General features: G+C 40.5%; 16 protein-coding genes. 6 read left to right on the forward strand and 10 right to left on the reverse strand.

The window, feature by feature from the left end:
• Nucleotides 1-28 precede the first annotated feature (28 nt).
• Nucleotides 29-1,300: a serine--tRNA ligase gene (gene serS, locus QYC40_RS11760; protein ID WP_301990434.1), complete on the forward strand. Its 1,272-nt coding sequence runs from the start codon at nucleotides 29-31 to the stop codon at nucleotides 1,298-1,300.
• A gap of 69 nt (nucleotides 1,301-1,369) precedes the next feature.
• Here serS and QYC40_RS11765 read toward each other — a convergent pair whose 3' ends face one another.
• Complete coding sequence (locus tag QYC40_RS11765) at nucleotides 1,370-2,374, reverse strand: endonuclease/exonuclease/phosphatase family protein (RefSeq protein WP_301990435.1); 1,005 nt, start codon at nucleotides 2,372-2,374, stop codon at nucleotides 1,370-1,372.
• A gap of 31 nt (nucleotides 2,375-2,405) precedes the next feature.
• Nucleotides 2,406-3,431, reverse strand: a complete 1,026-nt coding sequence (locus tag QYC40_RS11770; RefSeq protein ID WP_301990436.1) for an endonuclease/exonuclease/phosphatase family protein — start codon at nucleotides 3,429-3,431, stop codon at nucleotides 2,406-2,408.
• 207 nt (nucleotides 3,432-3,638) lie between these two features.
• On the opposite strand from QYC40_RS11770, the gene QYC40_RS11775 reads away from it, so the two are divergent.
• From QYC40_RS11775 to QYC40_RS11795, 5 genes are all read left to right on the forward strand, one after another.
• Nucleotides 3,639-4,814, forward strand: a complete 1,176-nt coding sequence (locus QYC40_RS11775; RefSeq protein WP_301990437.1) for a glycosyltransferase family 1 protein — start codon at nucleotides 3,639-3,641, stop codon at nucleotides 4,812-4,814.
• Complete coding sequence (locus QYC40_RS11780) at nucleotides 4,799-5,836, forward strand: lysylphosphatidylglycerol synthase transmembrane domain-containing protein (protein ID WP_301990438.1); 1,038 nt, start codon at nucleotides 4,799-4,801, stop codon at nucleotides 5,834-5,836. The genes QYC40_RS11775 and QYC40_RS11780 overlap by 16 nt, the downstream gene beginning before the upstream one ends.
• A gap of 27 nt (nucleotides 5,837-5,863) precedes the next feature.
• A complete protein-coding gene (locus QYC40_RS11785; protein WP_301990439.1) occupies nucleotides 5,864-7,093 on the forward strand; it encodes a glycosyltransferase family 4 protein in 1,230 nt (409 codons plus the stop codon).
• 243 nt (nucleotides 7,094-7,336) lie between these two features.
• Nucleotides 7,337-10,033, forward strand: a complete 2,697-nt coding sequence (locus QYC40_RS11790; RefSeq protein ID WP_301990441.1) for a DNA gyrase/topoisomerase IV subunit A — start codon at nucleotides 7,337-7,339, stop codon at nucleotides 10,031-10,033.
• Between the two features lie 301 nt (nucleotides 10,034-10,334).
• Nucleotides 10,335-11,075, forward strand: a complete 741-nt coding sequence (locus QYC40_RS11795) for a glycosyltransferase family 32 protein (protein ID WP_301990442.1) — start codon at nucleotides 10,335-10,337, stop codon at nucleotides 11,073-11,075.
• A gap of 93 nt (nucleotides 11,076-11,168) precedes the next feature.
• Here QYC40_RS11795 and QYC40_RS11800 read toward each other — a convergent pair whose 3' ends face one another.
• From QYC40_RS11800 to QYC40_RS11835, 8 genes are all read right to left on the reverse strand, one after another.
• Entirely contained in the window at nucleotides 11,169-12,299 is a 1,131-nt protein-coding gene (locus QYC40_RS11800) for a clostripain-related cysteine peptidase (RefSeq protein ID WP_301990443.1), read from the reverse strand.
• Nucleotides 12,300-12,316: 17 nt separating this feature from the next.
• Nucleotides 12,317-13,360 carry an endonuclease/exonuclease/phosphatase family protein gene (locus QYC40_RS11805; RefSeq protein WP_301990444.1) on the reverse strand — a complete coding sequence of 348 codons (1,044 nt, stop codon included), beginning with the start codon at nucleotides 13,358-13,360 and terminating at the stop codon, nucleotides 12,317-12,319.
• On the reverse strand, nucleotides 13,360-14,715 hold the full coding sequence (locus tag QYC40_RS11810; RefSeq protein WP_301990445.1) for a DUF5689 domain-containing protein: 1,356 nt from the start codon (nucleotides 14,713-14,715) through the stop codon (nucleotides 13,360-13,362). Before QYC40_RS11810 ends, QYC40_RS11805 begins: the two co-directional genes overlap by 1 nt.
• Nucleotides 14,716-14,724: 9 nt before the next feature.
• Nucleotides 14,725-17,478, reverse strand: a complete 2,754-nt coding sequence (locus QYC40_RS11815; RefSeq protein ID WP_301990446.1) for a carboxypeptidase-like regulatory domain-containing protein — start codon at nucleotides 17,476-17,478, stop codon at nucleotides 14,725-14,727.
• 83 nt (nucleotides 17,479-17,561) lie between these two features.
• Entirely contained in the window at nucleotides 17,562-18,974 is a 1,413-nt protein-coding gene (locus QYC40_RS11820; protein WP_301990447.1) for a fimbrillin family protein, read from the reverse strand.
• A gap of 36 nt (nucleotides 18,975-19,010) precedes the next feature.
• Nucleotides 19,011-20,579: a DNA/RNA non-specific endonuclease gene (locus QYC40_RS11825; protein ID WP_301990448.1), complete on the reverse strand. Its 1,569-nt coding sequence runs from the start codon at nucleotides 20,577-20,579 to the stop codon at nucleotides 19,011-19,013.
• Nucleotides 20,580-20,831: 252 nt separating this feature from the next.
• A complete protein-coding gene (gene msrA / locus QYC40_RS11830; RefSeq protein ID WP_301990449.1) occupies nucleotides 20,832-21,347 on the reverse strand; it encodes a peptide-methionine (S)-S-oxide reductase MsrA in 516 nt (171 codons plus the stop codon).
• A gap of 43 nt (nucleotides 21,348-21,390) precedes the next feature.
• On the reverse strand, nucleotides 21,391-22,434 hold the full coding sequence (locus QYC40_RS11835) for a N(4)-(beta-N-acetylglucosaminyl)-L-asparaginase (protein WP_301993706.1): 1,044 nt from the start codon (nucleotides 22,432-22,434) through the stop codon (nucleotides 21,391-21,393).
• Nucleotides 22,435-22,456: the final 22 nt, after the last annotated feature.

The following is a 22,456-nucleotide window of genomic DNA, read 5'->3' on the forward strand; positions in this document are numbered from 1 at the left end:
TGCATTATTTTAACGAAAGTAAAGTTATATGTTGCAATTAAATTACATCCGTGAAAAAAGGGATAAGGTAGTTGAAAGACTTGCTATTAAGAATTTCAACGACGCTGATTTGGTAGACCAGATCATAGCATTGGATGAACAACGTCGTAAAGTCCAAAACCAGTCTGACTCTATTGCTGCGGAAGCTAATTCGTCGGCAAAACAGATTGGAGATCTAATGCGTCAGGGCAAAAAAGAAGAAGCTGAAGCTATCAAATCGCAATCCGCATCATATAAAGAGCAATTAAAAGAATTTACAGAAGAACTGGAACGCGTTGAGATCGAGTTGCATAATAAGCTAATCCAACTTCCTAATCTTCCCCATACTTTAGTGCCCAAGGGAATTACTCCGGAGGAAAACGAAGTCGTCTTAGAAAATGGAGATAAACCTGCGCTTGCCGAAGATGCATTACCGCATTGGGAGCTTGCTGCAAAATATGACATCATTGATTTCGAGCTTGGAACCAAGGTTACTGGTGCTGGATTTCCTGTTTACAAAGGAAAAGGGGCAAGACTTCAAAGAGGATTGATTAACTTCTTCCTAGACGAAGCTACTAAGATGGGATATCGTGAAGTTCAAGTGCCTATCGTGGTCAATGAAGCTTCAGCATATGCTACTGGACAGCTGCCAGATAAAGAAGGCCAAATGTATCATGTTGTAAACGATGATCTATATTTAATTCCAACGGCTGAAGTGCCCATTACGAATATTTATAGAGATACGATTGTAAAAGCAGAGGATTTCCCGATTAGACATTGCGGCTATACACCTTGTTTCCGTCGTGAAGCAGGTTCATACGGAGCTCATGTACGTGGCTTGAACCGTCTTCATCAATTCGACAAGGTCGAATTAGTGCAGATTGTTCATCCTGATCAGTCCTACGCTACTCTTGAGGAAATGAGCGCATATGTTCAATCTTTATTGCAGAAATTAGGACTTCCTTATCGTGTGTTACGTCTTTGTGGCGGTGATATGAGCTTTACATCAGCTATGACCTACGATATGGAAACCTACAGTGCCGCACAAAAAAGATGGTTGGAGGTTTCTTCTGTATCAAATTTTGAGACCTATCAAGCAAATCGTTTAAAAGTCCGTTTCAAGAATGATGAAGGTAAAACACAACTTGCACACACGCTAAATGGTTCTGCACTAGCATTGCCACGCATTGTTGCAACACTATTGGAAAATAACCAAACAGAGAAAGGAATAAAAATTCCGGAGGTATTGGTTCCTTACGTTGGTTTTGAGTATATCGACTAAGAAAATAATGTAAAAATAGAAAGGGCTATCCAAAGCGGATAGCCCTTTTTTTTCCAAGAATGTATGTTTTTAGGCTGTCGCCAATACCTTTTGTTCAATGAGTGGTTTCGATTCATGCGCTGGGACCGATCGTTCCACACTCCATGCCCATTCAAATTGCATAGAAACAGCTAAGTGATCGGATAATGCTTGATTCTTTGTATTAGTAAACAAAACACTTTCAACCTGATAATCCTTCGGCTGGAATTTCAAGTTTTCGCTATCCCTAAAGAAAATCTTATCCAGACTCTCTGTCTCATTATTTAAAGAGAGCATATGTTGTGCAACAAATTTCGGAATGATCTCAGGGAATTCGTTCTTCCGCAAGTAGTTCACCCATCCATCAGTTAATCCTGTCGACTCAATAAATTCATAAAGATTATCGCGTTTATATGCGTAATGCGCATTGAAATCACCCATCACTATCAATGGCTTTTCCTCAGAATGTTCATTGATATATTTTGCAAGCTGTCTAAAATTTTCCCGACGAGCTCTCGTAGCTCGAGCAACATCGCTCGAATTTGCATGTACATTATATACATCGACAATGATCCCTGGGGCCAATTGAATTTGTGTAATACTGAAACCCTTGACAGTCCAACAATCGGGTCCTGAACAATGCCGCCAAGGGATACGGTGATAGGATAGAATCGGAAAATGAGATAGGGTATTTAATCCATCTCCGACCGGTATTTTCCCTTTATGACTTGTCTTATATTCGTGTTCATTGCGGGAATAAAACGAGTTGTTATAATTAAAATCTTCCTGCACATTGACGATATCAAAGGGTTTTATTTTCTCTCCAATTTCAGCTATAGCTTCTTTTCGAAGAGTTTTCGCAGCGGAAATCCCTTGGGGCAATCCGGCGATATTATATGTAAGCACACTAAATTCTCCTTTGATGACCAATGCGTCTTCTTCTTCTTCTTCTTGTTGTTTTTGCGGAAAATCAACCGATATAAGTTTGTTTTTCAAATTATTAAAAACAAACAAGAAAGCGATTATTAAACCTACAATAATTAATAGTATAGTCATTTATCTATAATTTGGCGTCAGCAAATGTTTTTTAACTAGCGGCATCGCGTTGCGACCCTTCTGATGTTATGGACTCAGTTTGTCCTTCAATTATCTTCCACTGAAATACCATTGATATGGCGCAATGATCGGAAAGTGCAGCCCCATCTTTATTTTGAAAAAGCTCCTTCTCAACGCGATAGCCTCTCGGAATAAAACTAAATTTCGAACTTCCACGAAAGTAAATCTTATCAATACTTTCACAGGCCTCATCAATGTCTAAGGCTACTCGCGCCTTAAATCCTGTCACCACACCTGGTATTTCTCCCCTATTCCAGACTTCAACCCAACCGTCTATCATTCCCGTTTCTCTCTTGAAGTCGCGGATATTATCTTCTGAAAATGTATAATGAGCATTGAAATCTCCCATGATCAGCACGGCCTCGCCTTCCGAATGCTGCTTCACATAATTTGCAAATTGAATAAGATTCTGCTTTCTCGCTTTAACCGCATCCTTGTTATCTTGTGCGGTAGCATGTATATTATAAACGTCTAGAAACACGCCTTTGCTAAGCTCCATGCGAGTATAGCTAAAGCCTTTGGGAGTAAAGCAATCAGCGCCGCTACAGTGTTTCCAAGCAACACGGTCCACATCAACGATCGGATATTTAGATAAAGTACTAAGTCCATCGCTAAAAGGAATTGTCCCCATTGCTTCTGTACGATAAGGGTGTGAATTGTCTGCATACAGAAATTCATTATAATTAAAATCCTCTTGCACATTGACAATATCGAAATGATTGATTCGCTGCCCTATGCTTCGTATGCTGCTTGCTCGCGGAGTTTTCGCCGAGGATATGAGTTGTGGGAGGCCAGCAACGTTGTAGGTCAGGACATTTAACTCCCCCGACTTCGCTTCGGTCAGGTTAGGAGTAGGAATTGTGAGGAGCTGTTGGGAATTCTTGTCAGGTTTAAAACTAAGGATAAAACTAAGGCTGCAAAAAAGTAAGGTGAGTAAACCAAACAACCTGAAATTCCAAGCTCTACTTTTTCGTGGATAAGGAAGATTGATCAGCATATGTATCTAAACTTTGCTCTATTACAAAATTAGAGGGGCATTGTAACCTATACCTTTAATTAAGATTAAACATTTGTTTATTGAAATAAAGGAAAATATTAACACATAACATCGGGGCAATACCATCTTTATAATTCCTTAATAGAATCTTCTCAATGACTAAATATGAGGCTCTTACCTTTACCGGAACCCTTTAAACGCTACAATATGAAAAAGGTTGCTTTTTTCTCAGAAATGCTAATTGAAGATTTCGATGGAGCTTCAAGAACGATGTTCCAGCTAATTAATCGCATAGATCAATTTTCGTATTCCTACTTTTTCATTTATGGCGTCGGTCCGGAGGAATTCGGTAATTTCAAAAGTCTTAAAGTGCCAACACTTCGAATCCCAATTAATGACGATTATTTTATTGCGGTTCCACAGCTGGCGAAAAATAAGATCGAACAAGCCTTAGATAATTTTCAACCCGATGTGATCCATATCGCAACACCTTCGATGCTTGGTTTTTTTGCTTTAAAATATGCCAAACGAAGGAACATTCCTGTGATCAGCATCTATCATACACATTTCATATCTTACATTGCTTACTACCTTAGAAACTTCAACGCATTAATTCGTCCGACGGAGCAGTGGATGAAGAATACCATGCAACGTTTCTACAATAATTGCCAACGTGTCTATGTTCCTACAGCCAACATCATGCAGGAACTACAGCAGCTCGGCATTGAAGGGGAAAGACTCTCGATATGGCAGCGAGGGATCGATTGTGAGCTTTTCAATCCAACAAAGAGAAATATCGCTTACCTACAGCGATTGACACGAAACAATAAACCAACCATTCTTTTTGCAAGTCGTTTAGTTTGGGAGAAAAATATTGAAACGTTGATTGCGATATATCGACACTTGGAACATGAAGGCATGCCATACAATCTCGTTGTTGCTGGTGATGGCGCAGCAAAGAATGATGCAATGGAACATATGCCCCAGGCCCTTTTCCTAGGTAAATTGTCGCATGAAGAGCTTTCGATGCTGTATGCATCATCGGATGCGTTCGTTTTTACTTCTACCTCAGAGACCTATGGAAATGTCGTGATTGAAGCGATGGCATCCGGCTTACCTTGTGTAATTGCCAACGGAGGTGGAAGCGGAAGTTTAGTGGATCATGGCAGAACGGGATTCAAATGCACGCCAAATAATGCAAAGGAATATGTGCATTATCTACATAAACTATTGGATAACAAAGCACTGCATCACGATATTTCAGATGCTGGCCTGCAATATGTTCAAAGATTAGATTGGAGTAGTCTGGCTGACATCTATTTCGCAGAAATAGATAGCCTTGCAGGATACGCATCGAATGATTTGATATGGGCAGCAAGCTAGTTTATCAAAAATGGATCAAGCTGTTGGTGCTGCTCATCGTTCTGAGCTTTATCATCGTCTTCATCTTAAATACGGATATCGAAAGCACCATGCAAGCGGTACGTTCAATTGGATTCAAATTTATCTATCTAATGGCCATCACTTATGTAGCCTATTTCTTCGGTACTTGGTCCTGGCATGTTTGTTTGGGTGAAGACAGAAAGAAAATAACGCTATTCCAATTATTCTCCGTTCGACAAGTTGGTGAAACCGTTGGACTATATAATCCCACAAGCATCGTAGGGGGGGATATTCTGAAAGCGCGGCTGCTCCAGTCCTATCGGATAAACAACAGTAACGCACTAAGTTCTGTTGCGGCTTCTAGGATGACTGCTGTGCTTTCACAAATTCTCCTATTCCTAATTGCGGGTCTATTCCTCGCATTTCATAGCAAACATTTGGTATTTTCCTCAGACTGGTGGCCTGCTTTTGCTGCTATCAGCATAACGCTCATACTGATTCAAGCTCTATTTATTCGTTGGATATCTAAAACGAACGACTTAGAACGAGTACAAACTTCGCCGGATGCATCATTCATTAAAAAATTTAAAAGTCGGATCCAAAACTTAGTTATCGACCTGCGGATCTTTTATAAAAATGATAGAAATATGTTTTGGTATTCCTATCTGCTTGCAGCAATACATTGGATAATCGGAAGCCTAGAATTCTATCTAATTGTTGTTTTTCTAGGTTTTGATATCAGTATCATGGACGGCCTATTGCTCGATATGAGCGTTATTGTATTCAAGAGTTTTGGCGCGTTCATTCCAGGGCAACTTGGAGTAGAAGAACTTGGAAATAAACTTATGTTGACTTTAGTGGGCATCAGCTCCGCCTCCGCTTGGGTAACAGTTTCCATACTGCGTAGAGCAAGACAGATTATTTGGATAGGCGTCGGATTCATACTTTATCTTTTCATCAAAAAAAATATTCGAAGCTCGGCGGAATCGACATCAGAATTAAAAATGCTCGACAGTCTTTAAGTCGGGCTATACCCTTTAAACAATGCTATGAAACTGCTCAAACCTGAAATCCTGTTCGTCAGTCATAAATACCCGCCAGCAACCGGCGGCATGGAAAAGCAAAGTTATGAGCTTATTCATGGAGTCGCTAAGCACACTAAAGTGCATCTGTTAGTTTACCGAAAGGACGAGCAGCGACTCTTGTCATTCTTTATAGGGCTAAATAGGAAAATTCTACAAATGCTAAGGGATAACCCGGATATTGAAGTTATCCATTTTAATGACGGATTAATAGCCTCCATGGCCCTCTTTCATAAAGGATATGAGCATATAAAAAAAGTCGTCACGCTTCATGGCTTGGATGTCGTTTTTCCTCTTCGATATTTTCAACAGAAGATTATCCCCAAGTTTAATAAGTATGATTTAGTCATTACTGTAAGTCATGCAACGGCGAAAGAAGCTGTATATCGGGGTATTTCAGCGACTAAAATAAAAGTCATTGCGAACGGAGTCGATCATCAGATTGCAGAGCAACCTGAGGTGACATTGGAACAGCTGACAGTAAAGTATCCCATTCTTCAATCTAAACCCAAATATTTCATCACTTTGGGTCGGCCAGTGAAAAGGAAGGGCTTTTCATGGTTACTCGATCATGTCGTCCGCGAATTACCCAACAACTTCCAACTAATAATGCTCGGCCCTTTTAATAAGAAACCGAAATGGACAGAGAAGATGCTTAGGCTTCTACCAAAGAAAATTTATCACATCATTACCTTATTTCTGGGATATCCCTCTGACGAAAAACAAATAAGACAATTATTGAAGAATCCTCAAATAGCAGCGAAGGTTGTTCATTTTGGGAAAGTCCCATTTCCAGATCTGAAAGCCTTGCTTGCAAATAGTACTGCCTTTCTCATGCCGAATATTCATGTTCCAGGAGATATGGAGGGATTCGGCTTAGTCTGTTTGGAAGCGTCCCTGTCCGGCACGCTCGTCGTAGCTTCTTCAACTGAAGGAATTATCGACGCCATTAAAGACAAGAAAAATGGCATCCTCCTGCCCTCCTCAGATAAAGAAGCCTGGAAAAGGATGATCAACGAATTACTTGAAGAATGCTCTTCTTTTAATGAAAAAAAAATTAGTTACCAGAATTATTCAAGAGCACATTATAGCTGGGATAAGATGGCAGGCGAGTATTGGGATGTCTTTCAGGAACTACTGAATCAAGATGAAGAATCCCGATCTGATGTAAGACAATTGAAGCTTAACAAGGCTTAAATTTCTGGCATGCCTACTAGCAAATAGTATAGGATAGAATATTAAATGATCATGTGCTAAAGTTTTGGCAGCTATAACATTTTTTCTATTTAGAAGTCCCTGATCGATCACATGTACGTCCTCTTTCTGGCTAACGCGACCCCATTGCAGGGAGAGCTTCATGCCTAGAAGTGAAATCATTTTTGTATTTTTACAAGGTTCGCGAGCATATCGCAAACAGCATTAAAATTGATCGATTAGTAAATGAGTGACGAAATCAACAACACAGACGAGAACAACGAATCGACCCAGAACCCAGACCAACAAAGCAGCACTGTTGCACTTTCTGGTTTATATGAAAATTGGTTCCTAGATTATGCATCGTATGTTATTTTAGATCGCGCCGTACCACATATCAATGACGGCTTCAAACCTGTACAACGACGCATTCTGCATTCCCTAAAAGAAATGGATGACGGGCGGTATAATAAGGCTGCAAATGTCATAGGTAATACCATGAAATACCATCCTCATGGCGATGCCTCTATCGGAGATGCCATGGTGCAAATTGGGCAAAAAGATCTGTTGATTGATTGCCAAGGAAACTGGGGCGATCCGATCACCGGAGACTCTGCTGCCGCCCCTCGTTATATTGAGGGTAGATTATCAAAGTTTGCAAACGAAGTAGTCTTCAATCCAGATACGACTGATTGGCAACTGAGTTATGATGGCCGGAATAAGGAGCCCGTAACTCTACCTGTCAAATTCCCTTTATTGCTTGCCCAAGGAGCGGAAGGTATCGCGGTTGGTCTCGCTACGAAAATTATGCCGCATAACTTCAATGAATTGATTGAAGGCTCTATACAAGTTTTACGTGGCGAACGTCCTTCAATTTATCCAGATTTCCCTACCGGTGGTCTAGCAGATGTTTCTGCGTACAACGAAGGTCGACGTGGTGGTAAAATACGTGTGAGAGCGAAAATTGAAGAGCGTGATAAGAAAACCCTAGCCATCACAGAAATACCGTATGGAACAACTACAGGAAGTCTGATTGATAGTATCGTAACGGCGAACGAAAAGGGTAAGATTAAGATTAAAAAAATTGAAGATAACACAGCCGGAACGGTTGAAATCATGGTTCATCTTGCACCTGGAATCTCTCCAGATGTAACCATAGATGCACTTTACGCATTTACCGCTTGTGAGACGTCCATCTCTCCAAATACCTGTGTAATCAAGAATAATAAGCCGCTCTTTATGAGTGTCAATGATATCTTGATCGAAAATACGAAGCAGACAAAAAGCCTCATAAAACAGGAATTAGAGATCTGTCTGCATGAGCTGCAAGAAAAGATATTCTTTAGCTCGCTCTTGAAGATATTCATTCAAGAAGGGATGTATAAACATTCAGACTATGAGAATGCTGGAGATTTTGACACCGTTGTTACGGTTTTGAACCGCCTATTCGAACCTTTCTTCCCCCAGTTCTACAGAACCATCGAGCCTGAAGATTATAAACGTTTGATCGACAAACCGATGAGCAGTATTACGCGATTCGACGTGAAGAAAGCCGACGAACAGATGAAATCGCTTGAAGATGAAATCAAAGAAGTTCGAAAGAATCTTAGAAACCTAACAGAATATACGATTGAATGGTTTGAGTATATCCGTGGCAAGTACGGGAAAGATCGCGTTCGTAAGACGGAACTGCGAGTATTCGATCGCGTAGAGGCAACACAGGTAGCACTAGCGAATGCGAAACTTTATGTCAACCGGGAAGAGGGTTTCATTGGTACCAACATGAAGAAAGATGAGCTAGTAGGCGATTGTTCTGATATCGACGACATCATCGTGTTCCGAGCAGATGGAAAATACTCTGTTGTTAAAATTCAAGATAAAGTCTTTGTTGGTAAAGACATTATCCATGTCGCGGTATTCAAAAAAGGTGATGAGCGAACAGTTTATAATGTAATATATAAGGATGGCGGCACTGGGACAAGTTATATCAAACGATTTGCAGTGACCGGTGTTACGCGCGATAAAGATTATGATATAGGTAAGGCGACGAAGGGTTCTAAAATTCTATATTTCACAGCGAATTCTAACGGAGAAGCTGAAGTAGTAAACATTCAATTAAAGCCACATTCTAAACTTCGTAAGCTAACGTTTGATATGGATTTCGCGGAAATCGCAATCAAGGGTAGAGCTTCTCAAGGAAATATTGTAAGCAAGTATCCAGTTAAGAAAGTGTCGTTCAAAAGTGCTGGTGTTTCTACGCTTGCAGGTCGCAAAATCTGGTATGATGATGTGTTGAAACGACTAAATGCAGACGAAAGAGGTCGCTTTCTAGGTGAGTTCGATGGTGATGATAAGATTCTATTAACGATGAGCGACGGAAGTTATGAATTGTCTAACTTTGACCTAAGCAATCACTTCGATGACAAGATGACGCGAATGGAGAAGTTTCATCCGCAACAGGTTTATACAGCAATCCACCAAGATAGCAAAGGAACTTATTACGTGAAACGTTTCAATTTTGATGATTTGCCTGTTGGGAAAAGAATGAAGTTTATCGGCGAAGACAGCAAGCTCATTCTACTTACTAACAACGACGAACCTTTAGTAGCTTTAGATATACTTAAAGGCAAGTCACAAACCAAAGAGCATATCGATCAACCATTGAATGAAATCGTTGATGTAAAAGGCATGAAAGCACAAGGAAATAGGCTGTCTTTTCATACGGTCAAAAAGATCAAGTTAATGACTGACGAAAAAGACCTTTCGACTTCTATCGATCCGATAGTAGAAGAGACATCGAATGTAGACTCAACAGAAAATCTTAATAAGTCGGCAGAGAATCCTGAAGCTACAGAAAAGAATGACGCATCGGATATTTCATTCGAAATAACTAATCCGGACGACATACAAATGGATGATTCTGGACAAATGGGATTATTCTAAAATTAATACAAACGAGCAAACTCCTTACCATATGACTGCTTTGTTCGTTTGTATTATTAAAGTTTCTACTTAAATATGTTCCAAGTAACTTAAAGACTACATTTGATACGAACGATCAAAAAAACGAATTCTTTTATACTATTTTTGATGACAATGGGATTTATCAATGGTTTTTGTGAAATAGCAATCCGTTAGAGAATTCGATAAATTATCTTTTAGAAAAATAATACTATTCTTTCTCACGATTAGAATTAGAAAGACATAAAATATTATCTTAAGACGCTCATTTAAGTCATTGAACATGATACCTAAAAAAATACACTATTGTTGGTTTGGTAAGGGTGAAAAATCAAAACTAATTAATAAATGTATAGAATCTTGGAAAAAATTCCTTCCCGAGTATGAGATTAAAGAATGGAACGAATCAAATTTTGACTTAGAAGAATTCAGTTATGCGAAACAAGCATATGAAAATAGAAAGTTCGCATTTGTATCTGATGTCGTGCGTTTATATGCCTTAAAAAGTGAAGGTGGAATTTACTTAGATACAGATGTCGAGTTTATTAAACCCTTAACTGAAGATATACTCTCTCAAATTGCATTTTCAGGTTTTGAGGACAATAATAACGTTACGACTGGAATAATGGGAAGTGTGAAAAATTCTCAATGGATAAGCGACCTTCTGGAAGGTTATTACCAACGTAGTTTCGTTTCTGAAAATGGCGAAATTGATACTACAACTAATGTATTTTTCACGACTGAATTGATGAAGCAAATAGATGGTTTCACTTTGAATAACACATTTCAGATCATTCCAAATTATTGCACCTTATATCCTAGCGATTATTTCTGTCCGAAAAGCTGGGAAACATTAGAGATCAATTTGACGGATAACACGTACTGTATTCATCATTTTGCAGGATCCTGGAAGCCTGAACCCGTGTATAGCTTTGGATATAAAATCGCAAATGCATTGTTAGGGAGAAGAAACGCAAAAATAGCTTTCGATAAATATCAAAATTTTAAAAAAATATTCAGGTAATTCATGCTGTAGGATCATAATATTTTCGCTTAGGAGCACTCTTTATTTCTCCAGCAGAAAAGCAAAAGTCCAAACCTTTATTTAACCAAACTCTTATTCCCACCAGAATAATTGATTAAAGCCCGACCTCTTCGTCCACTTTAAAGATTTATAATAACGTGAATAGTTGTATTGGTGTTGATCTGGAATATAACAGGATAAACCGGAAAAGCGCTTTAACGGAAAACCCAGAAAATGACTGGTATAGATTTTAAACAGAACGACTTTGTTAATAGCTTCCTCCAGTTTTTTAGCATTTTCAGAGCTCAAATGTCGTTGTCCGAAATCCAGGAAGTCAAAGGCTGCGATTGGCGAAGTTCGATCTAAATCCAATCGCTGAATTCCATCGCGTCGAACCCTTTCCACATTCATCTCAGAGATCAAACTCCTTGTTGTTTCTGCTAACATTTCCAATTTTTTCATGTCAATAAGAGAAAATGTTGCCGAGCGCAAGATTCCATCCTTTTCGTTATAATATTCATATGTTGATCGAGCTACGTCCATGAGTCCCGATAGTATGTCGGGGTCAAACAACCCATTCAAGACCTGGTGGTAGGGCATACCGGTATTGATAATCTCCGTTGGAGATGCCAACACGAACGGAGTTATATCCTTTAGTTCATATAGTACTTCTACAGATGCCATCGAACAAGCGTCAAAAACAAGGAAGTCCAAATTTTGTGGGAGAGCAGCTCTCAGCGCTTTGATATCCATTGTCTTCCCGTCATCATCACCAAAAGATCTCGTTTTTTGTTTCGCTGTTCCCGGCAACCAATTGGAGGCATGCGACCAAAGCACCAGTCCGTAAGACTTAGCTGGTGCAAGGTTCTGCATATCCTCCATCACCATTTTCATGATTGTTGGATCGGAAGAGTCATGGTCAGGATAGCTTTTCAGAACCGCACTCCTTATCTCTCTGGAATCGTCAAAACTAATGCGATAGATGCGAGGAGATTGACCGAATATTTTTGCATACACAACTAACGAACCGTCGATGTTTCGAATGCCTTCCTCCATCTGATTGATGTTATCATAAGCATTCGACGCAAGGTTATTATTGGCCGCCATGTAAAGCATAACAGTACGTTCAGCTAATATTTTATGTGGTTCCTTTTTACAGGAAATCAATACCGTGAACAGCAATAATGCAAAGAACCGAAACAACCAAATGTTAAATATGCGCATACTGAACAGTTTAAACGTCAATTTATAATTTCCTTAATTAGGTAAAGAATAACAGGAAAATGGTCGGAGTAGCCGTTTTGAAACATATTACCTGAAAACGTCCTGAATGGATAGCCCTTATAGCGACCTTCCTTACTGATTAAAAAATCAGGATTAAAGATCTCCGACTTCCAAAACCTCAACTTCCCTCTATCTGCATTGAGCAAGGGTGATGAGATGATCAATTGATCAAACAAATTCCATTTACCCAAATATCCTAAAGTCCCTATGCCTCTTTGATAGAAGCCGTACATAGTATTGAATAGCCCGCCCTCGATTACATCCTGTTTTTTCACTCGAGCTCCCAATTCTTTCGTCAAACTCTTATCTACTGGGTCATCATTGAAATCACCCATGATGATGATCTTAGCATCTGGACTTATACGCTGCAACGAATCTACACTGGATTTTAAAATAGTGGCAGCATGCCCTCTAAGTTTCCATGAGTCTGCTGTAAACCGAGATGGCCAATGGTTCACATAGACATAGATTGTCTCTTCCGACAGTCTTCCTTTCACAAAGAGTATATCCCTAGTTACATAAGTAGCTTTTTCAGGCATCTTGAAAGGAATTGCTCTAGACTCTAACAGCTCGAACTGTCTGGCATCATAGAGCATCGCCACATCAATCCCCCTACGATCTGGAGAATCAAAATGTACAATTTGATAGTTATTTTCACGAATCCCTGGGTCAGCAACTAGATCTTGTAAAACCCTCTTATTTTCGATTTCACATACTCCTATAAGAGCTGGTCCTGACGGACTATATTGTTTGCCTAGTTGAGATAACACATGCCCTAACCTTCGTATTTTCTTGGCATACTTTTCTTCCGTCCATTGCAATGGCCCCATGGGTGTAAATTCAGCGTCATTCCCAGACGTGTCTGCAAAGGCATCAAAAAGATTCTCCAAATTATAAAAAGCGAGAGGGAAAACTTGGAACTGCTTCTTCTGGGCAAAGGCAGAAGTTACCAGCTGGACATAAAGCAATAAAAACAGCTTGACAATAAATAATCGCTTCATCAGTGAATTCTTTTACCGCTTAAGACAATAATTTCTTCTTTTTTCTCTATAGCACTCCCGCTTAGTTCAATATTATCTAATCGGAAACCAATCTTGTTCGATTGCGAAGACGAAATGAATTCAATAATAAGATTAGAAGATTGCGGCAAGTTTTTCAATTCAATCGTATAATATTTGCCATTGTCTCCCGCCGCATTAGAAATAACTTTACTCGGAACCACCATCATATTGCCGTTTACTCGAATCTGAATTTGATCAAGATTTGCCGTAGATCCCGCATCAAATAGATTCGCTGTCAAATCATATTTAAGATTGACAACACCCTTATTAAGGCTGTTGATGCCAGAAATCTTAATGATCGCATCCCTATTTGCCGGTAACCAGATATGTGCGCCAGTTCCACTTGAGATGCTCCGAATATCAGCGTTTTTACTTGCATCCTCATATTTGACTGGAGCTTTCATATCGAAGTCCGTAAAATCATTAATCTTTGGTCTGTTGCCCGAGCCGTAACGCTGGTTACCAAACGTCTCCTTAAAGAATATTGCTGAATTCGGCGCGACAGTCTCTTCTTCCGATCCGTCAAAATCACCGATATCTGATTTCGTTCTTAAGACCAATTGCCAAGCACCATTAAAACGCCCCAATACACCAAACAATTTCCCTTTTCCTTTCGGTAATGGTTCTCGTGAGAAATCCGCGTAATTACTCGTCCGAACATCGAGAGTTTTCCCAGACGCATCTTTGATACTCTCATTTGTTGTACGATCGCCGGTAATAAACGCACTCTTTCCACCATTGACAAAGCGGATATCGTTAAATTCAACAAGCTGATGTAGATATTCTTCTGACATATCTTGAATTGCGATTTTCTTAGCCTCGACATTCTTCATGTTGGGCCAGGAATTAGCGAAGGCACGTGTTTGGAAATCGTCCCAACGAATACGGTTTGCTTGTGTGCTGGCCATTCCTAGCTGCAATTCATCGCCGTATTTTAACATAAATAAGCCTTTCAAATGCAGGAAAATCTCTTGCCCTACTTGATACGTTCCGTAGATTGCGTTCTGATCGATGCCAATATTCAATCCCGCGGTCTCATCTTGGATATAAATCTGTTTATAGATATTGCCAGATTCATCATTTCCTACGACGATACCTCTAATGATGAACTCATCCGTAACTTCCGTCGGGGCAGTAATATTCTTAAACTGTGTCTTTAGCTGTTTAATACTGATATTGTTCAGCTTTCCAGTGTATTTAGGTTCTGTTAAAGGTGGCGGAGAATAATCACGCTCACAAGCAGCAATACACAAAGCCACTAACAGCAATAATAGGATATGTATCTTCTTCATCATTTTCATCTTTTAGAATCTATAACTCGTGTTCAAAAACACATTTAAACCCTGCATGTAAAAGTATCTTGGCGCGAATTGATTTGGCCACTTGGTGCTTAGTCTTCCCTGTTCAAACCCTCCAGTACGAATGCTTTTATCATTCATAAAATTGACGATAGAGAAATTAACGCTTAACGACTTTCTATTCTTCAGGTAGAGCAACTTGCCAATGGACCCATCAAAGGTAATAGCGTCCGTTAAGCGCTCTTGCGCACTTAGTTGTAGGTATGCCTTATAATTCTGTGGATCGTTAGGATTTATGTTCGCATAATTGGAAGCAATACGGCGTAGGGGTGCCGCCGACAAATACATCCTACCTGCATAATTACCGCTAATCTCGAAAAACCAAAAATCATAAAAATAACGTGCCGCCAATATTCCAGCAAACTGTGGCGTCCCTGACACATACACATTTTTTAAATACACCTTTTCCTGCACATTCACCAATTTTCCATTTTCCGAATTCATAGTCCCCATGGGATTGCCAGAATAATAATATTCTCCCAAATTCAAAATCGCATCAATGCTCCAATGTCGGTCGGGTGTAAATGTTGCAGCGCCTTCTACGCCACGGTGTACCTTCGATACGCCCGATAACTGGTGGAAGACAAAGGTTCGCTCCGAATCATGGTAGTATTGCGTTCGCTCAACTTGGTCGTTAAAATTTGTCTGGAAAAAACTAATTCGTCCGGCTATTTTCGGAGTCGAGAAGATATAATTTAAATCACTTTGAAAAATTCGAGCGCTTTTCAGGTTTAATGCGGTTTGATCGGTCGACCGGGACATAATATACGCTCGGTCTGGAACGGGAGCCTCTGTGAGCAAGCCCAGATTCATCGATAGAAAATGGCGGCCGGAAAACTTGTAATTTATCCCCCCTTTTAAAGCGAAATCAAAAAACTGATGCTTCCGACCCTTACCATAAGAAGAATTGGGGAATCGTCCATTTTTCATCCTTCCGCTTCGTCGAAAATCGGTATACGAGAACTTACTTCCATAATAAAAATCAAAAGACTTTTTTTTATGCTGATTATTAAACCAGATACTCGCCGATTGGATACCGATCTCAAAGTCATATCCAAAGATGTCACCAACATAAACCTTACGATCTGGGAATACTAAATCATTCTGCTTTCGCGTTTCGAAATCTGAATACTCTTTCTCGCGTTCGGCAAACTTGTCATAGTCCGTCACAAAGTCTGCTCCCAAAAGATCATTAACAGTTTTATACTGAAATGAAGTCGATTTTCTAGCCTCCACTCCCGCGGTAATAGACATATTATTATCGTAAAGTTTATGAAAATTAGCGTTCATGGTACCCTCTAATAGATCAAAATGCCTACGTTCGACCATATACAGGGCTTCTCCGCCATATTTTCTCCGATGTTCCGGGTTTCTGTTCTGTGCATAGAGATCATCCCAATCAATTTGTGTGGTTCGCGAATCCCCGGAAGTCCACCTATTCGTCAAACCACTAATATCTAAGGAAGCACGCGTACTGTCCAACAGTTGGTAGGACGGTAGTTTCCGGTAATAATCAGGACGGGGATCCATCGCGTCATACCAGTTCAAGGCTGAATTGCTATAACGGCCATAATGCAGCATCGCCCCACTGCTCAAGGAAGTTCGATCATCCACACGCCACACATGTGATAAAATTACAGTGGGATCATAAGCTTTTACAATTCTTGAATTCCGGACTTTCCCATTTTGATAACCCCAATTCGGGTTGTAGAGATTATTCTTTGTTAGATCGTAGGCTTCCTGAAATGACGAACCTTGTTGCCCTCGGACGACCGGTGAGCCATAGGTGACAAGAGCGATGGAATGCCTTCCTTCATCCCATTGTCTTTCGACAGAGAGCGCATAAGAGACATTTTCGTAAGACGTTCCTTCAATATATCCACGGTCGGAAAATCGTCCACCCAAAGCGCCGACAAAAGCCCAGCCCCGATCAGACATCCCTGTCGCATAGCTTAAAATACTACGCGCATAATAATTCCTGTTTGTATAAGACAGTGTAACCCTAGCACCGGGAGCATAAGATCCTGCCCGCATATTGATATTTTCAGACCCACCAATAGATCCGAAGGTGAAAGTGCCAGCATTATTGTAATTGACCACATCACCGTTACGCGTTAGGTCATTCAATGCACCAATGGATGCGTAATTAAAAACTCGACGGTATTGGTCATTCGCCAATACCCCATTGATAAAAGTCTGCTCGTAGATCGGGTCATAACCGCGAACACGATATCGAAATGGAGATAATTTAAAACCAACCTTATTTAGGTAAATGTCATTTGATAAAATAACGGAGGACTGAACCTCCTGATTAGAGATATCCGCTTCGCCAAGCACATCTTCATCAATCACCCCTAACAGCATTTGATAATCCACTTTCGGTTCAGGAACAAGTTCGATTGTATCCAAGCGCAAAGTCTCGCCCTCCTGAATAATCAAGTTCATTTGAAAAGGCCGATAACCCGCCGCTCGGATGCTGAGTTGTTCCGATCCTGCATCTAAGTTGACAAACAGGAACTGTCCCTGCTCATTACTGATTGTTGATTGCTGATTATTCGTTAGGTCGATCTGTATCCCAACTAATGGTGCTTGCGTTCCGGCTTCCAAAACAACAGCACGGAGTTGTGCTTTCTCTTGAGCAATAAGTAGTATGCTGCTTTCAAAGAGAAAGAATATGATAATAAGTAGCGTTCTACACATATGCCATTTATTGAACAAATAAAAACTGAAAGAATGAGGCTAGAGAATTAGCCTCACTCATAGAATCAAACCTGGTTTTTAACCTATTTTGTTCCGAATATTTTGATGTTATCGATGCGATATCCAGTTTTATTCTCTGCAGCTTGGGCTGAAACCTCTACGGTTAAGTTTGCAGCGCTTGCAATACCATCGATTGCAACTTCACTAAACTGATTTTGCCCACCTAAAGTTCCACTTGTTGGATAGTTAACCCCATTGATTTTGATCTTCAGAGCAGAGATATCAGCATTATTTCCATTAGCAGCTTGCTCATAGGTCATTCTCAACTTCGTATAGCCCGCAGCATTGATATTTTCAATCTTCATACCCGTTGTTCTATTGGCTGGAAACCAAACGTGTGTATCCATAGTTGATGTTTGACGAATATCAGCCCAACTGTCCGTGTACAAATCACTATACTTAACCGTTTTATTTTTGAAGTCTGTATAGGTTGCAAATCTCCCACGTGGATTTGCTCTAGGTCCTTGTTCACCAAAATCTTCTTCAAAAAACATCTGTTCAACGCCAACCGGATCGATAGGTTTAATAGGCTCCTTATCTTTATCTATAACATGTGAACTACCTGGAACGATTATCCAGTCCGTTATGGTTGTCTCACCTATCGCAACAGCTTTCGTTATTCCTGCTTCCGTACGTAGTTGAATACTGTGGCTGTACTTCATTCCAGATTCCAAAGTCATGTTAGCTGGCAACTTCCATGTAAAGGTATTTCCGCCCACCGTAAAAACAACATTTTTACTTCCATACGCGCCAGGAATCAATATCGCTTCAACTAAAGTACCAGTAGCACCTGTAGAAACTTTTGCAAGAATATTTGCCGGACTATTCGAAGGTGAGAAACTTCCATTCGATAAATCCAATGTCGTTTGTGAGAATATATCCTGATACGCTACGGTCAATCCAGCTAAACTCGAAACTCCTGGCCCTGCAGTAATGTTCAACTCCACTTTTGATAGCATATGCTTGAAATCAAGTTTCGCTATACCAGAATCTTTGTTATAGCCTGTCGCATTATTAGAATATAAAAGATCGATGGCAGACTGATTGCTTTGATTCGAAATATTGACTTCAGCAATACCATTTGAAAGTTGTTCAACATATGGATAATAAGCAATAAAGTCTACTGCTCCTTCATTTGGGTAATTGATTATATCGCTTCCTGTTGCGCTGAAATTACTATTCCCACTCGTGACATACTTCTTATTTCCCGCAATTACATTGCTAAAACCTGTACCCTGCTTCATAAACACACCTATCGCATCATCCTTGTCCCAAGAATTTCCGGACACGCGAGTGGTACTATTTCCTGCTATGGTAGATGTAAATTGTACTCCATTTTCCGCCGTCTCTTCTAGATCACGGTAGGCGTCGTTCTTACACGAGCTCCCTAGCAATAAGGCCAAGAAAGCAACGCTCAATAATTTTTTTGTATTCATTGAATTAGTATTATGTGTAAAAAAAAAAGTAAAAATTTATCGCCAGATTTGATTGTTTATTGTCCGTTTGATCGAGGGATCTAAGCCTGGAAAAAATGTCAAGCCGGTTAACTCCTCGAGGTCCGCCACACTTAAGCGGTGGCTCATAAAGTTATTGTCCGTGGGGAAGTATTTATTATCCATCTTGAATCCGATGGAATAGTAATTATCCCCTCTTTTGACCGCCAAAGCCTTATAATAGTACTTCGGCCGTGCTATTCTGTTCTGCCCCCTATCCATAACATAGTCAATGGTTTGATCTTCTTTTGTTTGTACCACAGCGCCCGTCACTACATACATCGTATCAACAGCAGCTTGAAAGGTCCAATTGCGTATCTTCTCCTCCAAATGCATCCAAAGTCCCTGATTCAAGAAAGATTCCTGAGCAGTCATATTCGTATAATAAAAGGTCGTGGCATTTTCAGCGAAGTTCTTCGTGCGATCAGCGCTGGGGAGTTGATGCCCACGATCCACACCAGGTATACCAAAACCGCTGGAAAGGAAAGGTTGTGTATTTTGAGGAAAAAGCGGGTCATAGCTCCAAGCATTTGTGCGCCGCTGAGATCCTATATAGTCTCGGCTCAAAGGATAAGCTACCCAATGCGCCAGTCTATTCGTTTTATCATACAACATGGAGAAGTTTCTTTTTGAACCATCCGGGGTCATACGGAATTTATACTCCAGGTTTGCGGAGGATTCAATGCGTGGAACTTCTAGATAACTGGTCTTCACCTCGGGTAGCACCTCGCCTCCACGTAACGAAAGCTCATATTGATAGCGGTTGCCCGCCAAAAGCCGCAGGTTCATTTCGCCAATATTCCAGGTATAGGTGCCGCCCTTCGCATCCTGAACAACCAATTGTGATGTTCGAGGTAATTGCTCGGGAAATAGCATCCACTCCACTGTCGTCTGTTGCTTGCTATTTTTCGAAACATACCCCTCAATATCCTTAAGCACATGATACAGACTAAGTTCTTTTGTTGGCAGGTGATAGGTCGCCTTCGTCGGAACCTGCTTCAAAGTTGCTTTGAAACCGGAACTTTCCGTATTGCTAAGCGTAATTTGAAGCTTAACCATTATACGCTCGAAAACCAGTGAAATAGGGCTCTGTTGAAATACATGAGCAGAATCGCTCTGTCCATGTAAAAAGTCAAGCGCAGATTGATCTTGCTGATCTTCTATATCTAATAACCGCGTAACGACTTGCCCGCGTTGAAAAGGATGAAAAGCTAAAAAACGAACCTCTTTATCTTCCGGAAATTGAAAGGATTCATTTAGGTCGGCAGGACGCAGATTCCCAGCTCTAGAAGCAATAAACTTTTTATTAAATGCCTGCGGAAGAATGCTATTGATACTAAACTGATCCGACTCATACATATAGATACTCAATGAGTCTTCAAGATCCCAAATATTTCCAGACACCCTCGTGATGTTTTCGCCCGAGATCCTCGTACTGAACAAAACAGAATTAATCTGCTTTATCTCTGTAGGAACGTTCAATTCTTTCCGACAGGATTGCGTTATAGTTAAAATTAATATTAAACAAATGATACCTACTCTTTTCATTTTTAAGCTATTCTCGTTTATAGGTCATTCATACCACCTGCTGTGTTATGAACGCTCGATACTAAATTAAAAATGAAATGATAACTATAAATATTTTATCTATTAAGTAATTGTTATTAATCAATAGTTTCGAATAGACGTTAATTAGGAAAACAAAATTGTTAGGGTACAAAAAGAAGGGAAACGCAGAAATATTAGGTTGTATTATCTTAACCTAAACCGATGAAAAACGATAAAAAAAAATCACTATTTCTAGTGATTCAAACTTTTTAAGTATTTGCTGAGCTTAGGTGCGATGACGACCTGACAAAACTGATTTTGAGGGTTTTGATTGAAGTAATCATGATGATAAGCTTCTGCCTCCCAAAACTTTGACGCTGGCTCAACCGCAGTGACAATCGGACTCTCAAAAACTTGCGCCGATTCTAATGCCGCAATAAAATCAATCGCCGCTTGCTTTTGCGCCTCATCGTGATAGAATACGACCGAACGATATTGCGTTCCTACATCTGCGCCTTGGCGATTTAAAGTTGTAGGATCATGCGTTTTAAAAAACACTTCCAATAGCTTCTGAAAACTGATTTGAGACTCGTCAAAATCAATTTCAATCACCTCTACGTGGCCCGTCGCTCCGGAGCAAACCTGCTCATAAGTAGGATTTTCGCGCTCTCCGCCCATATAGCCCGGAAGAACGGAATTGACGCCTTCTGTATTTTGAAAGATTACTTCTGTACACCAAAAGCATCCTCCGCCGAATGTTGCTTTCATTTCTTGTCCTTTATTTTTTCAATACAAATTTACAAAGAATTGCCTACTGAACTCCTTCGCTTTTGTAATGGAATTTTCCTTTTTCAATCAGATCTTGCTTATCCACATCGCAAACGGCAAAGGTGAAACCATCTTGTAGCGCGTATGAACCATATTCACCCTGCTTATTCAATGCCAGAAAGCCCACTTGTATATCCTTAGCAATATCCGGTTTTTTCTTAACGATACGTAGCACCGCCTCCTTGCAGGCATCCTCAGGAGAATACCCCTGACGCATTAACTCAACGACCAGAAAACTACCCACTGTACGTATCACCTCCTCGCCAACACCAGTGGAAGTAGCGCCGCCAACTTCATTATCTACATATAAGCCCGCCCCAATAATCGGACTGTCGCCCACTCGACCATGCATCTTAAAAGCCATTCCACTCGTAGTGCATGCGCCTGACAAATTTCCATTTGCATCCAACGCCAACATCCCAATGGTATCATGATTATATTGATTTCCAGGCAAACGCTCTGTTGCAAAAGACTTATTTTCGATATTCATCACCGGCTCATATTTCTTCTCTTTCAGCCATTCCTTCCAAGCCTTATCAGCCTCCGGGGTCAATAAATTATCTTTCTGAAATCCACTCTCCAACGCAAATTGCATCGCCCCTTCGCCAACTAGCATGACGTGCGGCGTCTTTTCCATAACTAAGCGTGCAACGGATATAGGATGCGCGATATGCTCCATCGCAGCCACAGATCCACAATTCCCAAACTCATCCATGATACATGCATCTAATGTCACATGTCCGTCTCGATCAGGATAGCCCCCTTTTCCAACGGTATGATTTGATAAATCCGCTTCCGCAACCTTTACACCCTGTTCAACAGCATCCAAAGCACGACCATTCTTCCCCAGTACCTCCCATGCCGCTTGGTTTGCAGCAACGCCAAAATCCCAAGTCGAGATGACGATAGGCTTTCTCCCCTTCGAATTGGAGGAAGTAGGCTGCGCACATGAAACAGCGGACGCCAGCGTACCTAAACTGGCAGCACCAAGGACGCCCTGCTTGATGAATGTTCTTCTGGAATGCATAAAGTTTCTATTATTCATAATG

It is taken from the genome of Sphingobacterium sp. BN32 (assembly GCF_030503615.1).
In the GTDB taxonomy this organism is placed as follows: domain Bacteria; phylum Bacteroidota; class Bacteroidia; order Sphingobacteriales; family Sphingobacteriaceae; genus Sphingobacterium.

Excerpts from the sequence above, each read along its gene's own strand:
- QYC40_RS11815 (WP_301990446.1), bottom strand. The coding sequence starts at position 17,478 with ATGTGTAGAACGCTACTTATTATCATATTCTTTCTCTTTGAAAGCAGC.
- QYC40_RS11765 (WP_301990435.1), bottom strand. The coding sequence starts at position 2,374 with ATGACTATACTATTAATTATTGTAGGTTTAATAATCGCTTTCTTGTTT.
- QYC40_RS11785 (WP_301990439.1), top strand. The coding sequence starts at position 5,864 with ATGAAACTGCTCAAACCTGAAATCCTGTTCGTCAGTCATAAATACCCG.
- QYC40_RS11780 (WP_301990438.1), top strand. The coding sequence starts at position 4,799 with ATGGGCAGCAAGCTAGTTTATCAAAAATGGATCAAGCTGTTGGTGCTG.
- QYC40_RS11825 (WP_301990448.1), bottom strand. The coding sequence starts at position 20,579 with ATGAAAAGAGTAGGTATCATTTGTTTAATATTAATTTTAACTATAACG.
- QYC40_RS11820 (WP_301990447.1), bottom strand. The coding sequence starts at position 18,974 with ATGAATACAAAAAAATTATTGAGCGTTGCTTTCTTGGCCTTATTGCTA.
- QYC40_RS11790 (WP_301990441.1), top strand. The coding sequence starts at position 7,337 with ATGAGTGACGAAATCAACAACACAGACGAGAACAACGAATCGACCCAG.
- serS (WP_301990434.1), top strand. The coding sequence starts at position 29 with ATGTTGCAATTAAATTACATCCGTGAAAAAAGGGATAAGGTAGTTGAA.
- QYC40_RS11810 (WP_301990445.1), bottom strand. The coding sequence starts at position 14,715 with ATGATGAAGAAGATACATATCCTATTATTGCTGTTAGTGGCTTTGTGT.
- QYC40_RS11805 (WP_301990444.1), bottom strand. The coding sequence starts at position 13,360 with ATGAAGCGATTATTTATTGTCAAGCTGTTTTTATTGCTTTATGTCCAG.
- QYC40_RS11770 (WP_301990436.1), bottom strand. The coding sequence starts at position 3,431 with ATGCTGATCAATCTTCCTTATCCACGAAAAAGTAGAGCTTGGAATTTC.
- QYC40_RS11800 (WP_301990443.1), bottom strand. The coding sequence starts at position 12,299 with ATGCGCATATTTAACATTTGGTTGTTTCGGTTCTTTGCATTATTGCTG.
- QYC40_RS11775 (WP_301990437.1), top strand. The coding sequence starts at position 3,639 with ATGAAAAAGGTTGCTTTTTTCTCAGAAATGCTAATTGAAGATTTCGAT.
- QYC40_RS11795 (WP_301990442.1), top strand. The coding sequence starts at position 10,335 with ATGATACCTAAAAAAATACACTATTGTTGGTTTGGTAAGGGTGAAAAA.
- msrA (WP_301990449.1), bottom strand. The coding sequence starts at position 21,347 with ATGAAAGCAACATTCGGCGGAGGATGCTTTTGGTGTACAGAAGTAATC.
- QYC40_RS11835 (WP_301993706.1), bottom strand. The coding sequence starts at position 22,434 with ATGCATTCCAGAAGAACATTCATCAAGCAGGGCGTCCTTGGTGCTGCC.